At 66.0% G+C, this 21,198-nt stretch carries 22 protein-coding genes; 7 read left to right on the top strand and 15 right to left on the bottom strand.

All coding sequences use genetic code 11. The features are described 5' to 3' along the window. The first annotated feature begins 53 nt into the window (after positions 1-53). Positions 54-2,867, top strand: a complete 2,814-nt coding sequence (locus ABTX24_RS19415) for a metallophosphoesterase (protein ID WP_350841872.1) — start codon at positions 54-56, stop codon at positions 2,865-2,867. Positions 2,868-2,897: 30 nt separating this feature from the next. On the opposite strand, the gene ABTX24_RS19410 is transcribed toward ABTX24_RS19415, so the two are convergent. The 5 genes from ABTX24_RS19410 to ABTX24_RS19390 all read right to left on the bottom strand — a co-directional run bounded on the left by ABTX24_RS19410 (position 2,898) and on the right by ABTX24_RS19390 (position 7,226). Next, positions 2,898-3,575: a hypothetical protein gene (locus tag ABTX24_RS19410; RefSeq protein WP_350841870.1), complete on the bottom strand. Its 678-nt coding sequence runs from the start codon at positions 3,573-3,575 to the stop codon at positions 2,898-2,900. A gap of 185 nt (positions 3,576-3,760) precedes the next feature. Beyond that, positions 3,761-4,363 carry an antibiotic biosynthesis monooxygenase gene (locus ABTX24_RS19405; protein ID WP_350841868.1) on the bottom strand — a complete coding sequence of 201 codons (603 nt, stop codon included), beginning with the start codon at positions 4,361-4,363 and terminating at the stop codon, positions 3,761-3,763. A gap of 162 nt (positions 4,364-4,525) precedes the next feature. Then, positions 4,526-4,906, bottom strand: a complete 381-nt coding sequence (locus tag ABTX24_RS19400) for a Rieske (2Fe-2S) protein (protein WP_350841866.1) — start codon at positions 4,904-4,906, stop codon at positions 4,526-4,528. 23 nt (positions 4,907-4,929) lie between these two features. Then, complete coding sequence (locus tag ABTX24_RS19395; RefSeq protein ID WP_350841864.1) at positions 4,930-6,834, bottom strand: caspase family protein; 1,905 nt, start codon at positions 6,832-6,834, stop codon at positions 4,930-4,932. Beyond that, on the bottom strand, positions 6,831-7,226 hold the full coding sequence (locus ABTX24_RS19390; protein ID WP_350841862.1) for a hypothetical protein: 396 nt from the start codon (positions 7,224-7,226) through the stop codon (positions 6,831-6,833). The genes ABTX24_RS19395 and ABTX24_RS19390 overlap by 4 nt, the downstream gene beginning before the upstream one ends. Before the next feature lie 267 nt (positions 7,227-7,493). On the opposite strand from ABTX24_RS19390, the gene ABTX24_RS19385 reads away from it, so the two are divergent. Next, entirely contained in the window at positions 7,494-8,039 is a 546-nt protein-coding gene (locus ABTX24_RS19385) for a hypothetical protein (protein ID WP_350841860.1), read from the top strand. A gap of 43 nt (positions 8,040-8,082) precedes the next feature. Here the strand turns inward: ABTX24_RS19385 and ABTX24_RS19380 are convergent, their stop codons facing one another. Beyond that, a complete protein-coding gene (locus ABTX24_RS19380; RefSeq protein WP_350841858.1) occupies positions 8,083-8,466 on the bottom strand; it encodes an MmcQ/YjbR family DNA-binding protein in 384 nt (127 codons plus the stop codon). Positions 8,467-8,545: 79 nt separating this feature from the next. Between ABTX24_RS19380 and ABTX24_RS19375 the strand changes: the two genes are divergently transcribed. Together ABTX24_RS19375 and ABTX24_RS19370 are read left to right on the top strand one after the other, a co-directional pair. Then, entirely contained in the window at positions 8,546-9,001 is a 456-nt protein-coding gene (locus tag ABTX24_RS19375; RefSeq protein WP_350841956.1) for a nitroreductase family deazaflavin-dependent oxidoreductase, read from the top strand. A 1-nt stretch (position 9,002) separates the two neighbouring features. Next, positions 9,003-9,380, top strand: coding sequence for a nitroreductase family deazaflavin-dependent oxidoreductase (locus ABTX24_RS19370; RefSeq protein ID WP_350841856.1), 378 nt, complete (start codon positions 9,003-9,005; stop codon positions 9,378-9,380). Positions 9,381-9,456: 76 nt separating this feature from the next. Here the strand turns inward: ABTX24_RS19370 and ABTX24_RS19365 are convergent, their stop codons facing one another. Further along, positions 9,457-10,386: an SUMF1/EgtB/PvdO family nonheme iron enzyme gene (locus tag ABTX24_RS19365; RefSeq protein WP_350841854.1), complete on the bottom strand. Its 930-nt coding sequence runs from the start codon at positions 10,384-10,386 to the stop codon at positions 9,457-9,459. Between the two features lie 12 nt (positions 10,387-10,398). Further along, complete coding sequence (locus ABTX24_RS19360) at positions 10,399-11,184, bottom strand: aminotransferase class IV (RefSeq protein WP_350841852.1); 786 nt, start codon at positions 11,182-11,184, stop codon at positions 10,399-10,401. A gap of 162 nt (positions 11,185-11,346) precedes the next feature. Between ABTX24_RS19360 and ABTX24_RS19355 the strand changes: the two genes are divergently transcribed. After that, positions 11,347-12,051, top strand: a complete 705-nt coding sequence (locus ABTX24_RS19355) for a TetR/AcrR family transcriptional regulator (RefSeq protein ID WP_350841850.1) — start codon at positions 11,347-11,349, stop codon at positions 12,049-12,051. 68 nt (positions 12,052-12,119) lie between these two features. Here the strand turns inward: ABTX24_RS19355 and ABTX24_RS19350 are convergent, their stop codons facing one another. After that, positions 12,120-12,509: an ankyrin repeat domain-containing protein gene (locus ABTX24_RS19350; protein WP_350841848.1), complete on the bottom strand. Its 390-nt coding sequence runs from the start codon at positions 12,507-12,509 to the stop codon at positions 12,120-12,122. Between the two features lie 139 nt (positions 12,510-12,648). Between ABTX24_RS19350 and ABTX24_RS19345 the strand changes: the two genes are divergently transcribed. Both ABTX24_RS19345 and ABTX24_RS19340 read left to right on the top strand, forming a co-directional pair. Continuing rightward, positions 12,649-12,981 carry a hypothetical protein gene (locus ABTX24_RS19345; protein ID WP_350841846.1) on the top strand — a complete coding sequence of 111 codons (333 nt, stop codon included), beginning with the start codon at positions 12,649-12,651 and terminating at the stop codon, positions 12,979-12,981. A 201-nt stretch (positions 12,982-13,182) separates the two neighbouring features. Next, on the top strand, positions 13,183-13,734 hold the full coding sequence (locus tag ABTX24_RS19340; RefSeq protein WP_350841844.1) for a hypothetical protein: 552 nt from the start codon (positions 13,183-13,185) through the stop codon (positions 13,732-13,734). An 808-nt stretch (positions 13,735-14,542) separates the two neighbouring features. Here the strand turns inward: ABTX24_RS19340 and ABTX24_RS19335 are convergent. From ABTX24_RS19335 to ABTX24_RS19310, 6 genes are all read right to left on the bottom strand, one after another. Further along, complete coding sequence (locus ABTX24_RS19335) at positions 14,543-16,516, bottom strand: DUF3732 domain-containing protein (protein ID WP_350841843.1); 1,974 nt, start codon at positions 16,514-16,516, stop codon at positions 14,543-14,545. 56 nt (positions 16,517-16,572) lie between these two features. Continuing rightward, positions 16,573-17,175 carry a three component ABC system middle component gene (locus tag ABTX24_RS19330; protein WP_350841841.1) on the bottom strand — a complete coding sequence of 201 codons (603 nt, stop codon included), beginning with the start codon at positions 17,173-17,175 and terminating at the stop codon, positions 16,573-16,575. Next, positions 17,172-18,395, bottom strand: coding sequence for an ABC-three component system protein (locus tag ABTX24_RS19325; protein WP_350841839.1), 1,224 nt, complete (start codon positions 18,393-18,395; stop codon positions 17,172-17,174). The genes ABTX24_RS19330 and ABTX24_RS19325 overlap by 4 nt, the downstream gene beginning before the upstream one ends. A 530-nt stretch (positions 18,396-18,925) precedes the next feature. Further along, the gene (locus tag ABTX24_RS19320; RefSeq protein ID WP_350841837.1) at positions 18,926-19,981 is read right to left on the bottom strand and encodes a hypothetical protein; all 1,056 of its coding nucleotides are present in this window, start codon (positions 19,979-19,981) and stop codon (positions 18,926-18,928) included. A 267-nt stretch (positions 19,982-20,248) separates the two neighbouring features. Continuing rightward, positions 20,249-20,731 (bottom strand): NUDIX hydrolase, encoded by a 483-nt coding sequence (locus tag ABTX24_RS19315; protein WP_350841835.1) that lies wholly within the window; start codon positions 20,729-20,731, stop codon positions 20,249-20,251. 98 nt (positions 20,732-20,829) lie between these two features. After that, positions 20,830-21,195, bottom strand: a complete 366-nt coding sequence (locus ABTX24_RS19310) for a DUF4345 domain-containing protein (protein ID WP_350841833.1) — start codon at positions 21,193-21,195, stop codon at positions 20,830-20,832. Positions 21,196-21,198: the final 3 nt, after the last annotated feature.

Below are 21,198 nucleotides of genomic sequence, written 5' to 3'. Positions count from 1 at the left end.
TGCATGCGGTCGCGCGGGTCCGGCGGCCGGTCCGTCCTGCAAAGGGGATGTCCATGACTCTGGGCGATGACACCGAGACCGGGAGCGAGGACTGGGCTCGCACGCGGGACTATCTGCAGAACGACCCGACCAAGTGGGACAGCCTCTCCTGGATCGCCGCGCGCACCCTCATCGACTCGGTCAACGACGTCTTGGGACGCGGGACGCAGGGGCTCGTCGAGGACCTGCGTGCGCGCTGGACGAAGTCGGACGAGCCGACGATCGACCGCTCCGAGGTCTCGAGGTTCCTGGTCATCGGCGACACCGGCGAGCAGGACGCGTCGCAGTACGTCGTCGCGCCCGCCTTGGCGCGAGCCGCGGAACAGGCCGGCTTCGTGCTCGTCCTGAGCGATGTGATCTACCCGTCCGGCAACGTCAACGACTACGTGGACGGTTTCTACAAGCCGTACCGGTCGAACCGGGTCGAGGGCCTCAAGGCGCCCGCTGACGTACGGGACAGGTTCGCGCTTCCGGAGGACGTCCCGGTCTACGCGATGCCGGGCAATCACGACTGGTACGACGGCCTCTACGGCTTCGCCCACCAGTTCCTCTATCCGGCGGACGCGCCACCGACCTGGCCCAGCGAGGTCTTGGCGCCGTCGTTCGGGGAGCCGCTGGGGCGATGGCAGCTGATCCGGGACCGCTTCGGCCGCATCATGTGGCGCACACCGAGCGAGCCATCGGACAGGTCCGCCCCGGCGCGGTGGGGGGAACCAGCCTCGGACGGCACGCCGGCACCGGAAGCCACGCTGCAGCCGGCGCCGTACTTCGTCATCAAGACAAAGCATGTGGACCTGGTGTGCATCGACACCGGCATCGACGGGACCATCGACGGCCGGCAGTTCGCCTGGCTGAGCTCGCTCGGCGGTGAGAATCCGAAGATCCTGATGACCGGCAAGCCGCTGTTCGTCAACGGTGAGCGCCGGAAGGGAAGGGTGTCCGGAAGCCCTGACGAGACCGTGTACGACATCGTGGCCGACGAGAAGCGCGGCTACGTCGCGACGGTGGGCGGCGACACGCACAACTTCCAGCTGTACGACCCGACGGTGGCGGACAGCTCGCGCGACGGCCTGTGGCACATCGTCAGCGGCGGTGGCGGCGCGTACACCCACGCCACCCATCCCATCCGGACGGCCACCGCGGACGCACGGAGCGACCTGCGATTCCGGCCGACCAAGCTCTTTCCGCGCTCGGCCGAGTCCCTGTCGTACTTCGCCCAGCAGCTGGTCCCCAGCATCTGGCGGCTGCTGCTGACCGTCGTGCTGTTCGGCGGGGGAGTGGTCCTGGGTCACTCGCTCGCCGGCACCGGGTCCGGGGGTGTGGCCATCGCCGCGATGATCGCGCTGATGCTGCTGCACCTGATGCCGCAGCGTCCCGGGCGCAGTCACTTCGTACGCCGCCTGCTCCTGCGTCTCGAAGCGCTGGTCGCGGGGGTGCTGGCGACGCTGTTCCTGTACCACTACCTGCCGGATGCGGCCGGAGAGCTGCTGGTGCTGTTCGGGTCGTGCACCCTGTGGATCTGCCTCAACGCCTGGTGCGTGCGGTGGTCGAGGTGGTGGAGCCCCGTCGAGCGGGTGCCCGGTTGGCATCACGTCGCGTTCGGGTGCGTGCTGGCGGCTCTCGTGATCCTGGCGCTGCTGCCGATGGTCTTGGACGCGGGCGGCTCGGACGAGGGACGTACGGTGTCCTGGGTCCTCGTCGTCGCGGTCGACCTGTACGCCGTCCTGGCGATCATCGGGTGGCGGAAACGGATCGTCACCACCGTGAACGGCGCGCGGGCCGCGAGCTGGCTCGAGCGCTCGGTGGTGTGGGCCGTGCTCGCCCAGGCCGCCGTCGTGGCGGGCGAGATGCTGCGCGTGATGAGCGGCGAGGGCCTGACCCTGCTGTTCCTCAGCGGCCTGCTCGGGCTCGTGCCGTTGGCGGTGATCGCCGTGGTGGTGCTGGCGGCCATCCTGGCCCCGGGCCTCCTCACCCGCCGCCTGCACGCTGAGCCCGTACGCCGGGCGCAAGCGTGGCTCCGCTGGCGGCGTTGGCTGGTTCAGCCCCTCGTCTTCCTCGCGGCGCCGGTGACGCTGGTGCTCTGGGCGTGGGTTGCCGACGCCGTCGACTCCGCCTGCATGCGGGCCGCCTTCGCCCTGCCGGCGCTGATCACGGTGACTGTGATCGGCATGCTGGTCATCGACTGGGTGCGTCGGGAGCACGAGCGCCTGTACATGCCGCTGCTGGTCCTCGCCGTCCTCGCCCTCGGGCTGCTCCTGCTGGGGGCGGCGGTGCCGGGCCTGCTCGACATGCCCGGTTTCGAGGCGCCCGGCCGGCTCGCGAACGAGCTCAGGACGTGGTGGCCGGCCATGGCGGTCGGCGCGGCCGTCTTCACCGCCGTCGCCATCGGCGCCGCCGCCCTCCTCGCCCACCTGGTGTTCATCGGTGCGTACTCGCTGATCGTGGACCCCAAGGCGTGGGTGAGTCCCCGCTATCGCCCGGGCGGCCCGACGCACTACGACTTCATCAGCGAGGCGGACGCGACGGCCATCATCGAGGCCGAGCAGGAGGGTGGCCAAGCGGCACTGGTCGAGGGCGTCGGCCGGCGGACCAGACGTCGGGCGCAGATCGCCTTCCCCGGACTGAACCCGCCGTTCGGGCCGATCCAGAAGTTCGTCTCCGAGATCTACTCCCTCGACGAGCCCCCGTTCTTCAAGCACTTCCTCGAGTTCGAGACCTCACCCACCGAAGTCGTGGTGAAGATCCATCGCGTCCGCGGCGACCAGCCGGTCGAGATCGAAGAGGTGGCGACGATCAGTCTGACGGATGCTGCCGTCGCACGTCACTGATCGCTCCCAGTCGCGCCCGCTGGGAGCGAACTAGTGCGGGCTGGTCGGCACTGCCTGAGCCAGCCGACCCGAAGTAGGTGCGTCGCTCTCGGAGTCTGGTGCGGCACAAGCCGCGATGCCGGCCTCGAGCAAAGCGGCTAGCCGTCTGTCACGGTCGGGACTGGCGCTCGCCACGACCCCGTTGACGGCGCACCTGACCATCGTCGGCGCGGAACGCTTGGCGAAGGTCTTTGCGTCGATCCGGCGTCTGATCCGAAGTCGATCGACCCAGGCAACCGCGCCAGGGACCATCCCGAGGGCTAACTGGGCATCCCGCCGGGTGGCCGCCAAGTCGGGTTCGGCCTCCGCGCACAAGCGTTCAGCTTGAAGCAGGCCAGCTGCCAGCGCGCGCTGCGTCCCTTCGGGGACGTCGAGGATGGTCTGCGCCGCTACCGCCACCGCGACCGTGAGCCATGTCCGGTCGTTCCCGCGCCGGCCCACGACCGAGGGGATGAGTGGCACCAGCTGCTGGCGTCCGTCGTCGCTGGTGTGATCGTTCACCAGCCTTGCCAGATCCGCGAGCAAGGGATGAGTGCAGGAGGGATGATCGCTCCACCGCTCACCGGCGAGTACCGAGGCGAGCTCCATGAAGCATGCGCCGCGTCGTGGCGTTCGATGCCGACCACGTGACAGAACCGGGATGCCGTCGGGAATGCGTGAGGGCTTCATCGCAACCTCCTTCTCCGAGCATGCGCCGACGTGCTGGCGCGATCAACCCCTTCGGCACTCAGGATTTGGCGTTACCGACGCAGTAGCAGGCTGGCGTCGGGCGCGAGATCGACCTGTGATCCGAGGAATGCCCATGGTCATGGCCGAGCCCGCCCGCGGATGGGCTCGGCCGGCTGAGGAGGTCCTCAGGCCATCTCGGGGACGTGCAGGTGCGCGTAGGCGAGGTCGAACTCGTGTACGTCGACGATCGTGCCGCCCGCGTCGCTGGCGGCCCGCTTGCGCATCTCGTCAGTCGACGCGCGGCTGGCCTCCATCGCGGCGCGGGTCTCCCAGGCTGTGGTCGCGCAGCCCAGGCCGCTCGACCGGTTCAGGAGCAGACTGGCGCTGCAGAATCCGGGAGTCCGCTCGAGCTCGGGCATGATTCCGACGCGGAAGGTCTCCGTCATGGCGTCGAGGTCGCCCTGGACCCAGCTGACTCGGCAGCACTCGCCGTGGTGGGTGCGGTGCATGACCTCGATCTCCCACTCGTCGACCTGCATGGGGCCGCCCAGGATGTCTCGCCCGCGGTCGCGGAGCGGGCGGAGCCGCTCATCGCTGTCGCGCATGGCCGCCTCGTCCTCCCAGGAGCTCGTTGCGATGCACTGTCCGGTCTCGCGGTCGACCAGCAGCGAGAGACCGCGACAGCCCTCGATCTGGTCGAGCATGGGCCCGGCCTCGGTGTTGATGAACGCGATGCCCGCGTCGATGTTGGCGGGCCTGCCTTGGAACGTTGTGGAGCGTGCGTACACGGCCCACTCCTCTCGGGACAGGGCAGCGCCCGGTCCGGCACTGCCGGTTGATTCCCTGCCTACGCCTTCCGGCGCGAGGATGCAATAGCCCTTTCGTCGGGTCCCGGGCCTACCTCGGGCCAGCGCACCCCGGCCCATCATGATGGTGCTGAACAGCTCTCTTCAGAGCTCGACGTACACGTCATTGCCCTCGATCATGACGTCGTACGTAGTCAGCGGCGACGGCTTCCTGCCGAGCGCGATCATCCTCCGCGACCAGCGGGGCATGTCCCTCCCGGCGAACCCGGGCGTCCAGTCGAGGTTCTCGCCCGACGCGAGGTCGAAGCGGGAGTTGTGCCACGGGCAGACGACCTGGCCGTCGGCGTACCTCAGACCACCTGGCCCCGCGGTGAGGGAGAAGCCCAGGTGGGGACAGCGGTTGCGCGCCGCGCACAACGAGTCTCCGGCGAGACCGACCACGATCGACGTCCCCGCCGCATCTACGGCGTGCAGCTTCCCATCGGCGAAGTCCGCCACGCTGCCGACCCTGACTCGACCTGGCATGTCCTGTCTCCCGTCTCGGGTGCCTAGCTCCGTTCTATCACCGCGCCGCCCCGTGTCAGTGTCTGCTGGACCTGCCATGCGGCGAAGGCGATCAGCAGGCCCCCGGCAATGCCGAGCCACCCGGCGGCACGCACCTCGCCTTCCTCGCCGATCGCCTGCCAAGCCGCTATGACGACCCCGATGTAGTGGACTGCGGTGAGGCCACCGGCAGAGATCAGGACGGCGGTGGCGAACCGGCGCCGGGAGGAAAGAGACAGCAAGCCGACGGCCAGGCAACCGACCACTGCCACTGGCTCGAAGATGAACTCGGCGCTTGCGCCTTCCTCGACCTCGGTCCAGAACGAGCTGAAGCCGTCGTAGGGGATGAACAGCGCGAGGGTGGCCAGTCCAGCGCCCGCCATGGCCGATATAAGCCAGATGGGCTCGACAGGACCAAGGTCGCGATCCCTCGATGACACGCTCAAGCACGCCCGGCCTGCCACGACAGCCCCCACCCCGCCGCACACGACAACAAGACTCAGAACAACACCGATCGCGCCGATTTCCTCGAGGGAGAACTTCGCCAGCCCGATACCGGCGGCGCCCATGAGGACCCCGACCACGATGAACAGTCCTGCCGCGTCGGCGGTGGCCAACTGCTGAAGGCGGAGCCGGAACGCAGCGAGGAGGAGAGCAAGGGCGGCAAGCGCTGCCTCGAAGGGCGCAACGACCGCGAACGAGTCCCAGGACGACGGGGTCTCGGCCAGCAACGGCAACGGAATCGCAGCCAGGAGCCCCACGGCAGCTATTGACGCGACGGCCGGCACCCACGCGGGCGGCGGGGGCTCGGTCGCTGCCACCGGCCGCGGGCTGTGCTCGGGCTCGCGCGCGACAGCGGCTTCAGCCGCCGGTGTGGATGTGTCCGGTAGGGGCGGCACGACTGTCGGCTGCTCCGGGGCGGCCGGTGTCGGTTCGGGCGGGGCCTCGGCGGGCCTGCGAGCTCGTTCGGCCGACCCTCGCACGACAGACTGTTTGTCATGCTCAGCCATGTCGTCCAGCGCCATGCGGGCCGCAGCGGCGCGAGCGGAGTCCGCATCGTCCAGCAACGCGGCCAGCTCCTCCACTGCGCCGAGACGCACATTGGTGAACGGACTCGAGATGGCACCACGCAGGTCGGCCAACAGGTCCACCGGTTCAGGTGGGCGGTTGCTGCGGGCGATGTAGAAGTCGCCCTGCACGTCGAAGACCCACTTGCCCGGAGTCTGCGACGGCGTGGCGGTCCGCACCCGGTCGAAGGCGAAGTCGTACAACTCGTCGACTGACACGAAACCGTCACGATCCCGGTCCGCCTCGCCGGTGGCCAGACCCTCGACCAGAGCCGAGGTGAACACCGACGGCTTGCCCTGGCCGGCGAGTTGGTCGCCCTCAAATGAGTACTCCATCGCGCTCGACGCCGTAAGCACGATCCGCCCGCGGCCATCGAAACGCTCCATGATGTCCATGCGCTCGTCGCCGCGATTCATCATCCCGCGCGCGAACGCGCCGCTGTAGCAGCAGTCCAGGAACAGCACGATGCGCCGGGATCGACTCCTCGTCATCTGCCTGTTCACGTAGTCGGCAGGCAGGGACGTGGCGTCCAGGTGGTCGATCTCGGTGTCCGGCGTAGCGAAGTAGAGCCTCCCGTCCTCATCCTTCACCCCGTGGCACGAAAGATGCAGCAGGAGGAGATCGTCAGGCCCGCGGTCATCGAAGAACCGAGAGACCTTGCGTCGGGCCACATGCTCCGGCTCGTTGAGTGACACCTCGACCTCAAAGCCCCCGATCTCGGCGTTCCGGAGCACGCGTGCCAGTTGCTCGGCGTCGGTGGCGGGCGCGCGAAGCCTGCTCAACCGCTGGTCGTCGTAAGTGTCGTTCGCGACCACCAGTGCGCTGCGCCGACCCGCGGTCATGGCACCGGTGAGGACGTAGGTGGTTCCGGCTTCCCTGACCCGTGCAGCGCTGCGACGAACTCATCGATGAGTCGATCTTGCTGCTCCCGCGACGCCGAGTCGATCTTGAGTGTTTGGTCGCCGATGGTGAGCTCGACCGCGTTGGCCCCGCGAGTAGAGGACATCCACCCCCGTATCACCCCCACGATGGCGGTCACGGCGACCAGCGACTCCTGGAAGCCCACGAGCAGAACCCCGATGGCCGCGACGTCGATGCCACGGGTGCCAGCAGGCGCCTCGCCCGCGCTCGCGCGTTCGACATCATCGACGCCGAGGTCCAGCAACTCCCGGCGCAAGACCGAACTGAGCTCATCGAGACGCTCCACATCAGGATCGTGGATCGTGATGGTCATCTGGCGACTCATCCTCGGCTCCTCGTCTCAAAGGACTCCCCTTAGGGCCAGTGTCCTCTCAGACCGGGGGACCAGGGATCCCCAACTTGGGCGATCGAGCACGTGGCTCCACGGATCTCGACGCGATTGACGTGACCATGGGCAGGCCTCGCCGACGCAAGGATTCGGCCGCGCGAACGAGGTGCTCGGAGTGCGCATCCTGGCCCTAGCACTTGAGAGCGCTAAGGCCATCCTGACCCACGCGGCGGTCACGATAGGAGCTAGTCGATGAACCTCTCCGAAGTGCTGCTGACGACGTTGCTAGGTCTCTTAGCGGGGTCGGTCACAACGTGGCTAGGAGCTCGGTGGTCGTACCGTCGGAAGTTGCAGGAACTCAAGTTCCAAGCGGCGCACGAAGCCAGGCGCGGGACGTACGAGGTGACCCTGCAGTGGGTTCGAGCCGTGTCCCTAGCTTCCCGACTTCAGGCGGAGCAAGGTCGGCATGGAGGCGCCGAGGAAGTCGACTACGAGAACTGGCCGGAGCCCAGGCCCGAGCAATGGGAGCTCTACGTCTCTGATCGCGTCAAGCACCTTCGTCACAGCTTCTTTGCGGCCGCCGGGCGCGTCCACGCGACCGCGGGACGTCTCCGCGCGCAACTTGAAACCCTTGAGCTCGTCTCAGGTGTCGATTCCCCTGACCCGAAGCCACTCGCGGAGTTGGCCGCTGGACGAGACTCGCTGGACGCCGAACTGACCGGGAGATTGATAGAGCTCGACGATGCGCAATCGGCCCTGCTAGATGCGATGAGGTCAGAAGTGATTGGCGACAGCTAGGCTTCGATGCCGAGAACAGTCGATCGTCGTTCGACTCAGTGCCTCAGCCGTCGAACGCCTCGACCAGCTCGGCCGGAGCGGCGGCTAGCCAGGCATCCACCAGAAGATCGCGGAGGTCTCCTGGGGCGATGACGCTGAGCTCGATGAGCACGGCGGGGTAGTTGTTGAAGTGCTCGATGGTGAAGACGCCGTCGATGCCGGCAGCGAGGACGCCTTCCTTCTCGTGCAGGTCGGCGGTGTTGACTGCGAGGATCGGGGGATCGGGCGGGGTCTGGTCGCCGAAGCGCTTGAGGTCGGCCTTGCTGAACTGGCGTAGCCAGGCGAAGCCTTTGCCGCGTACGGACCAGGTCGGGTGTCCGTGGCGCTCGCCCTCGGTGACCTCCGGCAGTTCACCGATGATCCGAGCCACGTCTTGGAGCGTTGCCATGCTTGGAGCGTAGTTCGTGGCGCTGCGCGATCGGGCTGGATCGACCAAGCCGGTGAGTAAGGTCGGTTCGGTGGCGTCCATGGTCGACTCGGTCGTGTCCCGGCTGTTGCGGACCCGCGCCGTCGTACGTGCGCCGATCTGGCTCTATCGACACCGGGCCGGGTGGCTCTTCGGATCCCGGATGTTGATGCTCGAGCACATCGGACGCCGATCAGGGGTCCCGCGGTATGTCTGCCTCGAGGTCGTCGAGCGGCCGAGCGTGGACGAGATCGTGGTGGTGAGCGGATTCGGCACCGGGGCGCAGTGGTATCGGAACCTCCTGGCCGAGCCTGCATGTCGCGTCAGCATCGGGAAGCGTACGAGCGTGGCGGCGCAGGCGACGTTACTCTCGGAGCAGGAGTCCGCTGCGGTGCTGGGTCGCTATCAGAAGGCACACCCGAAGGCCTGGCGGCGCCTGCGCGGTGCGATCGAGACGGCGGTCGGTCACGAGGTCGAGGGACTGCCGATGGTGAACCTGAGACTCATAGGAGACTGAGATGCGTCGCAAGTGGCTGTGGTTGATGAAGAACACGCTCAACAGGGTGACGACGAGGGTCGCTCGTTCCGGGCACGGGCCGTTCTCGCTCGTGCGTCACGTGGGCCGGAAGTCGGGGAAGACCTACGAGACGCCGATCATGCTTGCGCGGGTGCCGGAAGGTTTCATCGCGGAGCTGACGTACGGCGAGGACGTCAACTGGTACCGCAACATCGTCGCCGCCGGAGGCTGTGAGGTGTTCGTGGACGGGACGTGGCACCACGTCTCCGCTATCGAGCCATATTCGTCCGATGCGGGGCGGGACGCGTTCGGCTATCCGGCGAAACTGGTGCTGCAGGTGCTGCAGAAGCACGAGTTCAGGCTGCTGCGTACGGCCTGAACAAACCGGGCGCCCCTGAGCGCGGCTAGTGGCTGCGGAACGCCGCGCTGTGGGCGAGGGAGCGGTGCTCAGCCCGCTAGCGCGCAGGGTTCCCGACGGTGGCGCAGCGAAATCCGGTGTCGTTGTCATGCATGGTCGCGTCGGCGTCGTTGAAGGTACTGGGGCGGCCGGTGAACAGGGGGCTGGACCAGGCTCCGCCTTTGAGTTCGTGTCGGCCGGTCGTTGTTGTGGTCTGAGTCCATTCCCAGACGTTGCCGACCATGTCGTAGGCGTAGACAGGGCTGATTCCGGATTGGAAGCGGCTGACCTTGGAGGTGGTGCCGAGGCCGGTCTCTTTGACATTGCATTTGGCGGCGGTGTGTTCGTTGCCCCAGGGCCAGATGTTGCCGTTGGGTCCGCGGGCGGCTTTCTCCCACTGTGCGGCGGTGGGGAGGGTTTTGCCTGCCCACTCGGCGTAGGAGGTGGCATCGTGCCAGGTCACGTGAGTGACAGGGTGGGTGTAGAGGTCGATGGGGCAGCGGCCCTCGGGCCAGTGCTCGGGGGCGCGGTGTCCGGTTGCGGCGATGAAGCGGGCGTAGTCCGAGCCGGTCACTGGGTGGGCGTCGAGCCAGAAGGTGTCTTCCCAGCGGGGTTCGTCTTCGGGGCCGGCGAGGTAGATGCCGGCGGTGACTTCGACCATGAGCTTGCCGTCGCGTGGGTGTTTGACGAAGTGGTCGCCCAGGACGGGATCGGGTTCGGGATCGGCTACGACGGGGTAGGTGGTCTCGCCGTCGCGGGTTAGGAGGTTGACCAATCGGGCGTGGACGTCGGAGGGGGCTTGACGAAGGAGGTCGTCGAGCATGGCTTGGGTGATCGGTCGCAGGCTGTGGCCAGAACCGGCCGCTTCGGCCTTGGCGATGCCGCGCTCGGAGACCTCGAGCCTGGCGGCCAGGTCGGCCTGGCTCCAGCGTGCTGCCACCCTGAAGGCACGAAGCTCGACGCCTGACCACTCTGGCACGATCGCCATGTCTGGTTTGCCTCAGATCCGTTGGGCCGGGATTGCAGCGTAGGCCCGCTGCAGCTCAGCGATCACGGGGTGATCTGGATCGAAGCTGTGGTTGTCGATCGCACTGATCGGACGTACGCCGATGCTGGCGTTGGTTGCAAACGCGGCCGGGATCTCGCCGAGCTGGTCGAGCGGGACACTCCGTAGGTCGTGCGCGCCGGCGGCTTGGAGGAGTGCCATCGTCACCCCCGGCAAGACGGGTGCGTCGGGCCAGATCACGTTCCTGTCGGCGGCGATGAAGCCGATGTTCCAGGTGCTGCCCTCGGAGATGTTTGTGTTGATCGGATCGGTGAACAGGACGTCGTCGAATCCGGCCTTCTTGGCGGTGACTCGATGATGGAGCGTGCTGAACAGGCCGACGTGCTTGACCTCAGGGGTGTCGCGCTGGAAGGCGATCGTCTTGGCGCGCAGCGGTGGCAGCGACCCGCCGCCACTGGGGCGTGAGGTGATCAGAGGAACGGGGTGCGCGGCCACCGTGCCGATGTTTCCGAGGTTGATCGCGGGGTCGTACATCGTCACCCGCAACGTGTAGGACCCGCTTGATCCGGCGATCGCCGCACGGATGTCGGCAACCAGGCCATCTCGGTCGAGATCGGCATCGAACACCGTCTTCGCGTTGCTGACCAGGCGTTCGAGGTGGAGATCGAAGCCGCGAACGGCCCCGTCGTCGACATGCATCGAGGTGAAGTGGCCGTAGCCGGTCATTGCGAGCGCGTTCAGTTCGGCGGCGGTCGCGTCGATGCCATGAATGGTCGCCATGACGATCACCCTGCCATGAAAGTGCAGAAAAGTTCAGGAGGTGGTCGAGGTCGGATCATTCCGGCTGAGCGCGTCTGAAGCGAGCGTGGGAGTCAACCTCATCCGCCTCCTCAAGGACGTCGATCCGCGATGCCTACTGTCATGACCCGCCAATTTTCGAACGTGCCAACAGGTCCCGGGCGCCCGCGGCATACCGGGTCGCGATCAACCCAGCGGCCCGCGCGGGAGGAGATACTCGACCATGCCGCACGTCTGTTCGCCGAACGCGGCTTCTCCGGCACGTCGACGCGCGAGATCGCTGAGGCGTGCGGGATCCGGCAGGCGTCGCTCTACTACCACTTTGCAGGCAAGCCCGGCATCCTCGCTGAGCTCCTCGAGCTCTCGGTGCGGCCGAGTCTCGAGAAGGTCGAGAGGATCGAGCTGGAGTGTCCGGCCGACGTTCCGGAGGCAGCGCTCTACCTGCTCGCGCTGATCGACGCGCACACTCTCGCGACGGTGCCGCACAACATCGGCAAGCTCTACCGGATGCCGGATGTCAGGAGCAGCGAGGTCTCTGAGGAGTTCGAGCCTGCCCTGCGGGAGCTGACTGCTGCGTACGGTCGGCTCGGTGCCGACGTCGTCAGCGGCCCGGTCGCCGCGACGGTGGGCGTGGACCAGCTGGGCGGGCTGCTAGTCCAGGTGGTCGAGGTGGTGATCCGGACCCGCTCCCGCGGTGACGAGATCACCTGTGCCCAGGCGCAGGCGATCGCAACTGCCTGCCTGCGGATCTGTGGGGTGCCCGAGGAGAGGATCGCCCGCGCGGTAGTTACGGCCGACGAACTCTTGCCGAGGCTTGGCGAGGAGCGGCTGGCGCAACGGAACGGGTGAAGTTGCGGGCGCTGACCCACATGCCGCGAAATGACACAGGCGCTCGGAGGGGGAACGGTTTCCGACAATCAATCCGGTTCCGTGAAGAGGGCGGCGACCTCTGCGGTTCCAATCTTGCTCGCCAGATCACGCGGCGTTGCTCCAGCGTTGTTGGCGATGTCGGGGTCAGCACCAGCCTGAAGCAGCGCTTGCACAGTCGCGGTCCGACCGTGCGAGTCGAACACTGCACGCCAAAGCGGGGTGTTCCCGTGCCGATCTTGTGGATCGACGGATGCACCAGCCTCGATTAGCACCCGGACCGCTTCGGTCTGCGACTGCTGGGCAGCGAAGTGCAGTGCCGTGAATCCCTGCCTGTCGGCCAGACCAGCGTCGTCACCTGCGGCTAGACGAGCCCTGATGGCTGGGAGGTCACCGTCAGCTGCGTGATAGTGGAGATCTTGACGACCTTCGCGATCCATGCCGACAGTTTGCCGCTTCCCTCACCGCTGGTCGAAGGAGAGGGCGCGTCCCACACGCGGCGGTATGACGCGGGACCCTTTCTGCCAGCCGGGGTTGCATGCCAGATCAAGGTTCGATGCGTGATGGCAAGATGACTACATGGCATCGGACTCCCGGATGGTGGCGTTGGGTTTCGGAAAGTTCGCGCGCGCCGACCGTATCTTCGCCCTGGAGCGCATCACCGGGGAGGAACGCGGCGATGGTCGCCGCACTCGAGTCTGGATCGACGGGGTCACCGACCCCTTGATCGCGTCCAGGACCGAGATCACAATCCTTCGCGATATGGGCCAGGAGTCCGCGGTCACCGCACCCGAGCTTGACGAGGCAATGGACCTCGCCGCTCGTCTGGCGGCCGCGGCTGAGGAGGGTCGGGTGGATCTGAGCGACCTGGGCCGTCGTGCGCGACGCCTCCTCGCCACGACGGCGCCATAGGAAGGGAGACCTCGACAGCCCGCCCCTTCGGTGAGTGATCCATCGCGGAGATGTAGCGCGCTCGCGGCGGTATGACGCATTGTCGGCACGGCCCGTCAGCACGCCCGGACGGCTACTCGGCCGTTCCTGCGCCAACCAGTCACTACTACGCTGCTAGTGCAACTGGAGATGTGACGATGTGAGGCTAGCTAAGGGGGACCCATGGAGGACGGACACAAACGCATCGTTGTTGGAGCTGCAAATGCATGGTTAGAGGCGTCTGTGCGTCAAGCGCAGCGGGTCTTGGACGGAACGCTGGATGACGGGCAGAACGTCGAGTTCATGCTGTTCGCCACGGCACTCAACAATGCCGCCCGCGGTGCCAAGGCCGTACTCGGCAGGGACCACCCACAGGCTGCGGCCTTTGACGCCGCAGTTCCCGATGGGAAGCACATTCGCGACATGCTGGAGCACTTCGACAACTACCTGACCGGAACGGGCAAGCTCCAGCCGAAGCCGACACCTGAAGGCGTGCGCACGCCTTGGACGATGATCGAGACCGGAAGCGAGTCGTTCCTGTCCGGCGGGTCGGACTACTCCGTAGTGGTCGTTACAAGGACCGGCATCCAAGCCGCGCAGACGTCCTTCGAGCTGGACGTGCGGACCTCGCTCATGGCTTGCGCCGACCTGATTGAAGTCGCCATCGCAGAGGCTGGCATCCAACAGAACTCGGAGGCAGTTCAGAAGGCTCGAGATCTGAGTGCAATCAAGTAGGCGGGATGCTCTGTCCGCCCTAGCATCCGCATTGCGTGCCCGACCGCTGGCAACGGCCTGTACGCCCCAAAGTCAAGTGCCGAGCATGTGCTGTGCGCACTTGCAGGTGACGATAAGACGCGGATGAGTTGGGCTGACACGCATGCTCACGAATGCCAAAGCCGTCTGTTCGCGGACTACAGAATTTCGTACGCCGTGGGCGGCTCCCACTGCTGGGTTACGTGCAGCGCGCTGGTCGGACATTTCCAGTCGTAGAAGGTCTTCGGAGTTCCGTCGACCTGCATGGTCAATCGCATCAGCGTTGCCGTGCAGTCGCGGCCAGGGCAGGGAACGTCGGTGTCAATGCTGTCGATAGGCGTCGAAGCCATAATTGATCCACTTTCTCTCGGTCGGTGCGTGCGGAACGAGCAAGCTAACGACACTCGTTCCGTTACGTCGTGTCCAGAGCGCCAACAGCGTCGTCCTGAATGGGACCGAAGAAGGCGCCAGCACGGAGCCTAGTAGGCCGCGGGGCGGCTGGACGAGCGCGTTGGCCCGTGCGGGAGATCGGAGGGTGACAGCCTCGCTCAGTGAGGCGAACATCTCCAGCCCGACGTCTTCAGCATCAGCGCGATCGTTGCAGCGTGTTTGGGTCGGCGTCGCGCCTTGCCGGAGAAGATGCCGGGGACCGGTGCGACTGCTCAGTCCAGACCCCGGCTGGAACATGGATGCGAGCGCGACACTCCATCTAGGGCCGGCCGGCACACGTTGTGTGACGCAGAACTCGCCTGTCAGAGCCTCGCAGGTCCCTCACTCGGCAGCGGCTGGGTCAGTTCGCGGTTAGCCAGTCGGTGGGGATGAGAGCGTTTCCTTCTCCGCGCCAGCGGTCGGTGATGGCGGTCTGAAACCAGGGTTCGTCGATGTCGGCGTGGTCGACAGTGATGACCTGGAACTGGCCGCCGTTTGTGACGGTGAAGTCGTTCATGAGCTCGTACAGACGACGGACGGCCAGTTCGTCGGCATCGGTGTCGGCTCGTCCCGTGCGCTTCGCCATCTCGGAGGGGTAGTGGCCCTGGGACGGCTGGTCGATGACGAGAAGGCGGGGCACAGGCCGCTCGTGCCGGATAAAACTTTGGTGGAGTGCCAGGTGACTGGCGATGTGGTAACCAATCCAGTTTTCGGCGCTACCGATGCGGTTGAGCGGCACGGGAACGTCGTCGACGTCCGCGATGACGGTGAGGCGGACGAGGTCGATGCGTACGTCTCGTTCGGAGTGTTCGAGTTCGAGCGTGCGTGCGTAGTTGGTGAGGTCACGCCCGACGGCGAGCATGAGCGAGTTGAGGCGTTCGCGGGTGTCGTCGTCGGACAGTTGGAGTTGGAGCGTTTCGACGGCCTGCCTGCTGAGTTCGATTCGTTCGCGCATGCGTGCAAGTTGGATGTCGTCGGTCTGGGGAGTGCGGGCCAGCGTGGCGTCGATGCGTCCACGAATGAAGTCACGTCGGCGGTTGGTCTCGCGTCCGACAGTGGAGTCCGTGGCGAAGGTCGCTTCGAGGAGTTGCCGTGCTGACCGCACTTGGGCTTGGGCAATGGCGATGCGGGCGTTGAGGCCGTCGAGGGTGGCGCTCTTGGCCGGATTGGCGCTGCGGGTGCTTGCCAGCCTGTTGTGAAGGCGGTCGAGTGCCTCACGCATTTGAGAAGCGGTTGCGTCGGTGGTCGTTTCGGCGCTGCCGCAGATGGGGCACGTGGTTCCTGCAGGTGCGTCCTCTGCGCGGTCGGAGGTGAGAGTGAGGAGGTTTAGGCTGGCAAGCCGCCCGACTTGGACGTCGATGGCGTCGGCGTACGCGTTGCCTCCTTCGGACTCTTCGAGGAGGAGGGCGCGCTGCTGGAGCAGTTGGTCCAAAGCGTCTGAAGCCAGGGCGAGTTCATTCTGCTCGCGACGCCGGTTGTCTTGTTGCGCAATGGCGGGCTCGTCATCGACTGCGGCGGCGAGGTCGCGTGAAGCGGCGTGGAGTCGAAGGATAAGAGCGGATCGGTCGAGTTGATTGTCGCCCTCGACGCGTTCAGTGAGGCCGGCTTCGGTGGCCTCAGCGAGCAAGTTCCGAAGGTCGTCGTCGAGGTCCCGGGCGACATCCTGGGCGTCCTTGAGTTCTCGTTCGAGGCGTTGAAGTCGCCGATTCTCCTGGCGGAGCATTGACTTGAGGAGCGCTTGGTCAGCGGGCGTCGCACCAAGGAAGTACGGGATAGTATCCCGGAGCGCGTCGTCGATGCCTGGTTGGCCGGACCGGTGAAAGATGCGGCTCGACGACGAGATTTCGTCCTGGTTCTGGATGCACAGCAGGGCGGCATGGCCGAGGTTGGTTCGTGTCGGGTTGCGCAAAGCACCGACTGGCGGCGCGATTTCGCTCTCGGTCAGCCCGAGCCTTGCGCCGAGTTCCAGACGCATCGTGCTCGTGTTGGTGTTGACGTTAAGTGCTCCGAAGTCGGGTGCGATAAGTGTGCCGTCACCGAGGATGAGCATCGCTTCGGTCGTCGTCGCGGTCTTGATGGGCGGGACGGGACGACCGACGAAGGCGCGGTTGCCGTCGTCGAATTGCCAGATTGCACCGACCCACACTAGCGCGCGCTCAACACCGCCCGCAGATGTCGGAACATCGCGACGTCCGAGGCAGTAGTCGATGAGTTTGACCAGAACTGTCTTGCCGGTCTTCGACTGCCCCGTGATGACGTTCAGGGCACCGAGTTTGAACGGGATGATCTTGCGTTCACCGGTGCGTGAGTACAGGGCAAGTGATTCCAGTTGCACCGACCCAGCGTGCCAGAGACAAAGAGATCCTGGCGCCTTTTGCGGTGTACTGGCGGCTACGGGCGAACGCGCAGGGTGGCGAAGATGGTTGCAGGGTCGCGTGTGCGACCGAAGATACGGCCAAGCATGCCGCTTGCAAGGACAACTGGGGCGAGGTCGCCTGGAGCGGTCTTCTTGACGCCCTTAAGTTTGGTGCTGGTGAAACTACCGCCGTCTGCAGTCAGTTGGAGTGCGTTTTCTCGGAGCGCGAACCGCAAACCTTCGCGCACGGTTGGGGCAAGGTGGCGTGCCCGGGCAGGAAACCCTGCATTGAGCACCGGATGGTTGTTCACCCAGTTCGGCAGGCTGGTCCGGCTAGTTCGAGGCAGCGCAGCCCGGGTCGGTCCGTGGAGAACGAGAGGCGGGACGAGGTACGCCAGCGGCCACGGCATAGGGTCGCCGGTCACGTCCTCGTACTGATTCGTGGCTGCAGCGATGATGACAGCGACGACGGCAGGGTTGAACATCGCTGCGGCTACCGGCGAACGGTCCGCCCATGAGAGAAGGTGCTGGGGCACGGCGTCAGCTGCTCCCGCCTCCGGGGCCTCAGTGCTGGGGACTGCTGGGTCGGGGACCTCGGTGTCATGAGCTGCTGGTGCGTCATCACGGTTCTCGGTCATGCGACAGATTCCTTAGCCAGAAGCATGGCTTGCACGCGCTCCTCGAAGTCTGGATGCCAGCCGATGACACCGTCTTCAGCAAGCATGTGGTGCTTGCCTCGGTAGTAGAAGTCTTGGTCGACATGGGTCCGGATACGTACGGGCGTCGCCATGAGTATGGTGCTAAGAAGTTTCCGTCCGGCCTGAACACGGTCGGCGTCGGACGCCTCCCCGGGGAGGTCATCGAACAGGAACCCCGACGCGATGCGCCATGCTTCTCGGAGTTTCTTCTCGTACTTCTCGACCTCGTCACGGTTCAGGAAGTCGCGTTCAAGCCAACGTGTCTCGTTTGCGACCGCCCGGTGGTAGTCGACGATGGCGTTCCGGACGGTCCGAGCGGTCTGTGCGTAGTCGAGGAACTTCAACTGGTGAACAAAGATATCGTCCTCGTGGACCACGAGGTCGTCATGGCCGTCCTGAATGTCGAGGTCGTCGTACTCGGGAAGCCCGAGGTCGCTATGAGTCACGGCGAGGTGATTGAGTTGGTTGTTGAGTTCGACCTCCTCGACAGTGGTTCGAAGGTGGCGGTCAGGGAAGAAGCGACTGCTGAGCATGTCGACGGCATGCCGGCGCCACCATCCCCACAACGCGTCCATGAACGCGTCCTGTTTGCCTTCCTCAGCAGGGAGATGCCGCCTGACAGCGACACGGAGCGCAGCGTCGATGTCAAGTACGTTCGGGGTGCCATCAATGACCCGGATGCGGGAAACGAACGCGTTCTGCTCAGCCACCGACAACTTCATGAACGCGGCTCGTGCGACGGCGGTCGTCTTCCCGCCGTCTGTGTCGGCTGCCGCAGTCCGCAGGAGTGTCGCTGCGGCAGGCGCGTCGCGAGAGTCATCGCGGAGCAGATGCACAGCGGACCCATCTACTGCTGTTGAGGTCGTGACGAGCACGAGCGACGGCCCGTCCAGATTGGCGGGGTTGCCTGCGTCGAGCCAGGCCTTCAACGTGCGCCAGATTTGGGGAGACGTGTCGCCAACAGTGCTGCTGGCTGCGACGCTGTGTTTGACCTGGAGTTGTTCAACGGGCGTGCCGTTGTCGTCCCACGCGACATCGTCGTGCAGTTCAAGCGTGATGGCACGACCGGGTTCGCCGTCGCGGACGAACGTCAGAAGGCCGTAGTCAGCCTGATATTGATAGCCGAGCGCAGGGCCCGCCGCAGAGTGGGCGTTGCTCATCCCCGCATCCCTTCCCTCGGCGTACGGACGACTCTAGGTGCTCCCTTACTGTCGTGTATCGGTTTCTAGCGAGAGCCGCTGAAGGAACCGGCAGTCCAACCCTCGTGCTACGAGTGCCTGGTGAAGGCGAGCCCATAGCAACGGATGCTGGGCACCGGCCTTGGGTTATCTACTTCGGTCGTCCGCTCGAAAGTTGCATCGAAGAGACCCTGCCACCTCGTCGATGTCGCCGGTATTCTCGCAGGGTCGCGACCCTCAGCCAGTTGGTCGATGATCTTGGCCGCCGTCATGTCCCGGGCCGAAGAGAGCACCCCAGCGGTGTTCGAGGCGGCGCGCGCGGCGGATGGCGACGTGGGTAGAGACGTGGCGAGAGTTGACTTACCAGCGTGATGAGGTCGATCCCGGAGTCCCGCGCGACTAGTTTGCTGAGGCATGCTTTGTTCCCCGACGTCATTGCTCAGGCCGTGGCAACTACTACACCCGATGGACGGCCTAGCTTGCGACAGGAGCCATCACGGCAGCGGTCTCTGCTAGGTGTGGGCGATCCCGAGCAGCACGTCGACCTCGCGCAGTCGGCGAAGTACTAGATCCTTGTCCTCGTGCGTCAGCCATAGCCCCGGCGGTACCAGCGGGCGTGGGCCTCCCGCAAGCAGGAGGGGAAACGGCCTGAATGGGTCCAGCAACTGAGTCTGCAGCGCCGCCTCCTTCCCACGCGTCACAAATACTCCGCCGTCCGGTCCAGAGGAGCCCGATGCGGGGCGCCACGGATGATCCACGCGCCGGTCGGGCGCAGAGTCGTGCCACACCGCCTTGTTGAGCAGCACGTCGAAGGCCGCCTCCCGCATCCGGCCGATGAACGGCTGGACGTGCCGGTCTAGTACGGGATCCGTCGGCCTGTTGGCGTGGACGGCCGAGTTCCGGCGGTCGACCCACTCATCTACCTCTGCCCGCTCGAAGCCGTGCGGCCCGCTAGATAGGAACTCATGTAGAAGCGGCGCCGCCTCGCGGAAGCCGCGGTGAAAGGCACGCTCGAACATTCGCCAAATTATGGTGAACTGTCCCACAGGGGACCGCGCGTTGAGCGCCTCTGTGAGCATGATGAGACCATCCGGTCGCGTCCCGATGACGTCGAGGAGCTCCCCATCTTCGAGGATCCCGGCCGACGCGACGCCCTCCATGGACAAGCCGGCTCTGGGTTGCCCCGCGGGCGTCCCGTCCAGTGCGTCGAGCGCGGCGGGGTCGGTGCAATGGAAGCCCAAGCAGGGTGACGGCGATGCCAGGGAGAAGCGCTTGCCATACTCCAACGCTATGAGACGGGCCAGCATCTCTAGCGCCTCCTCGGCCTCCGCGCGTGCGTCTTCCGGGAGATCAAACACACCGTCGCGGACGGGCGGCCCGTCAAGGTTCCGGTGAGCGATCACCAGTGTCCCGAGCGGCTCGCCGTCCTTCGTCACCGGAGTGATGGTCTCGACGCCGACCGATCCCAGCCTACCCCGCCAATCGATCTCCGCAGGCGGGTCGCCGACGCTGATGACCAAAGTGCGCAGCAGCACCCATTCCGGGTCGTCTGCCAACGTGTTGCTCACCCAACCAGAGTCTCACGGCGGGAGGCGGCCAGTCGCCCCGAGACGACTCGCACCCGAGCGAGTTTCCGCTGCTGCACACTGGTCGAGCGCCCGAACAGACGCCAGTCGTGTCTGCGTCACAGTGGGCGGTATGCCCGCCATGCGACGCCTGCCGTGTCCGGCTGTTGCGGGATGGGGTCGTAGTACGCGCGCCGTTCTGATTCGATCGAGCCTCATGAGAGACCGAGGTGGGTCACATCGGCCCCAGAGTCGGGAACGGTCCGGCGATCAGGGGTTGGGGTCGAGGTGGGGGAAGTTGCGGTTGAGGGCCCAGTCGATCCGTACGCGCTGGCTGCGGTCCATCTGCAAACTGGGAACCATCGTGGGATACACCCATTCGGCGTGGGTGTTCTCAGCGGATGGTGTGGGCTCGCCGGCGAGGTAGCGGCCGGCGTAGATGATGGAGCACTCCTGGCGTACCTCGCCGTTGGTGGTGTTCTCGATGCGGTGGCGGGGGTCGGTCCAGATCCCGATCAGGCCGGTCACCTCGATGGTGATGCCGGTCTCCTCGAAGGTCTCGCGGACCGCGGCAGCCGTCAGCGACTCGCCGGGCTCCATCGCCCCGCCGGGCATGGTCCAGTTGCCGGTGTCGTCGCGGCGGATCAGCAGGATCCTGCCCGGGTCGTCGAGCACGAAGGCGGCGGCGCTGGGTCGGATGCTGTTCACCTCGGGCGCCGAGGGATCGTTGTGCCAGTCGACTCGTCGGGCCATGCGGCTCCCGCCAGGGGCGCGAGGGCGTGGCGGATGTACAGACGTGTCCATTGTCGGCCGAGATCCCACGGTGGCGAGCATAGCCGAATTTGCCGAGGTCAAACGCACGCAAGCAGGGCCGTGCCGGCCACGAGTTCGATCCCGAAGTAGAACCAGATCGGATAGAAACCTGCGGGGGTATCTAGAAGGCGAGAGATGAGTCGGCCGCCGGCCATCCCGATCAGGGCGAGGCCGACGGCGGTCACGGCGCCGGTCCGGATGTCGCCGATGTCGAGGGCGGCGGCGCCGAGCACAGCGGCCATCGCGATGCCGAACCCGCCGTAGACCGCGCGGATCTCGGATCGCGACTCGGGCGTCTTCGCCGAGAGGTGGAACGGGGCGGCGAGGGCGCTCGGGGTGACCAGGGCGTACGTCCCCATCGCGAGGAAGAAGATGCCGATGACGGCGATGGTCAGGCTGGCCACGGT

This window comes from Nocardioides sp. NPDC127514, from assembly GCF_040302125.1.
Classification (GTDB): Bacteria; Actinomycetota; Actinomycetes; order Propionibacteriales; family Nocardioidaceae; genus Nocardioides.
This window is presented reverse-complemented; position numbering and strand designations above follow the sequence as displayed.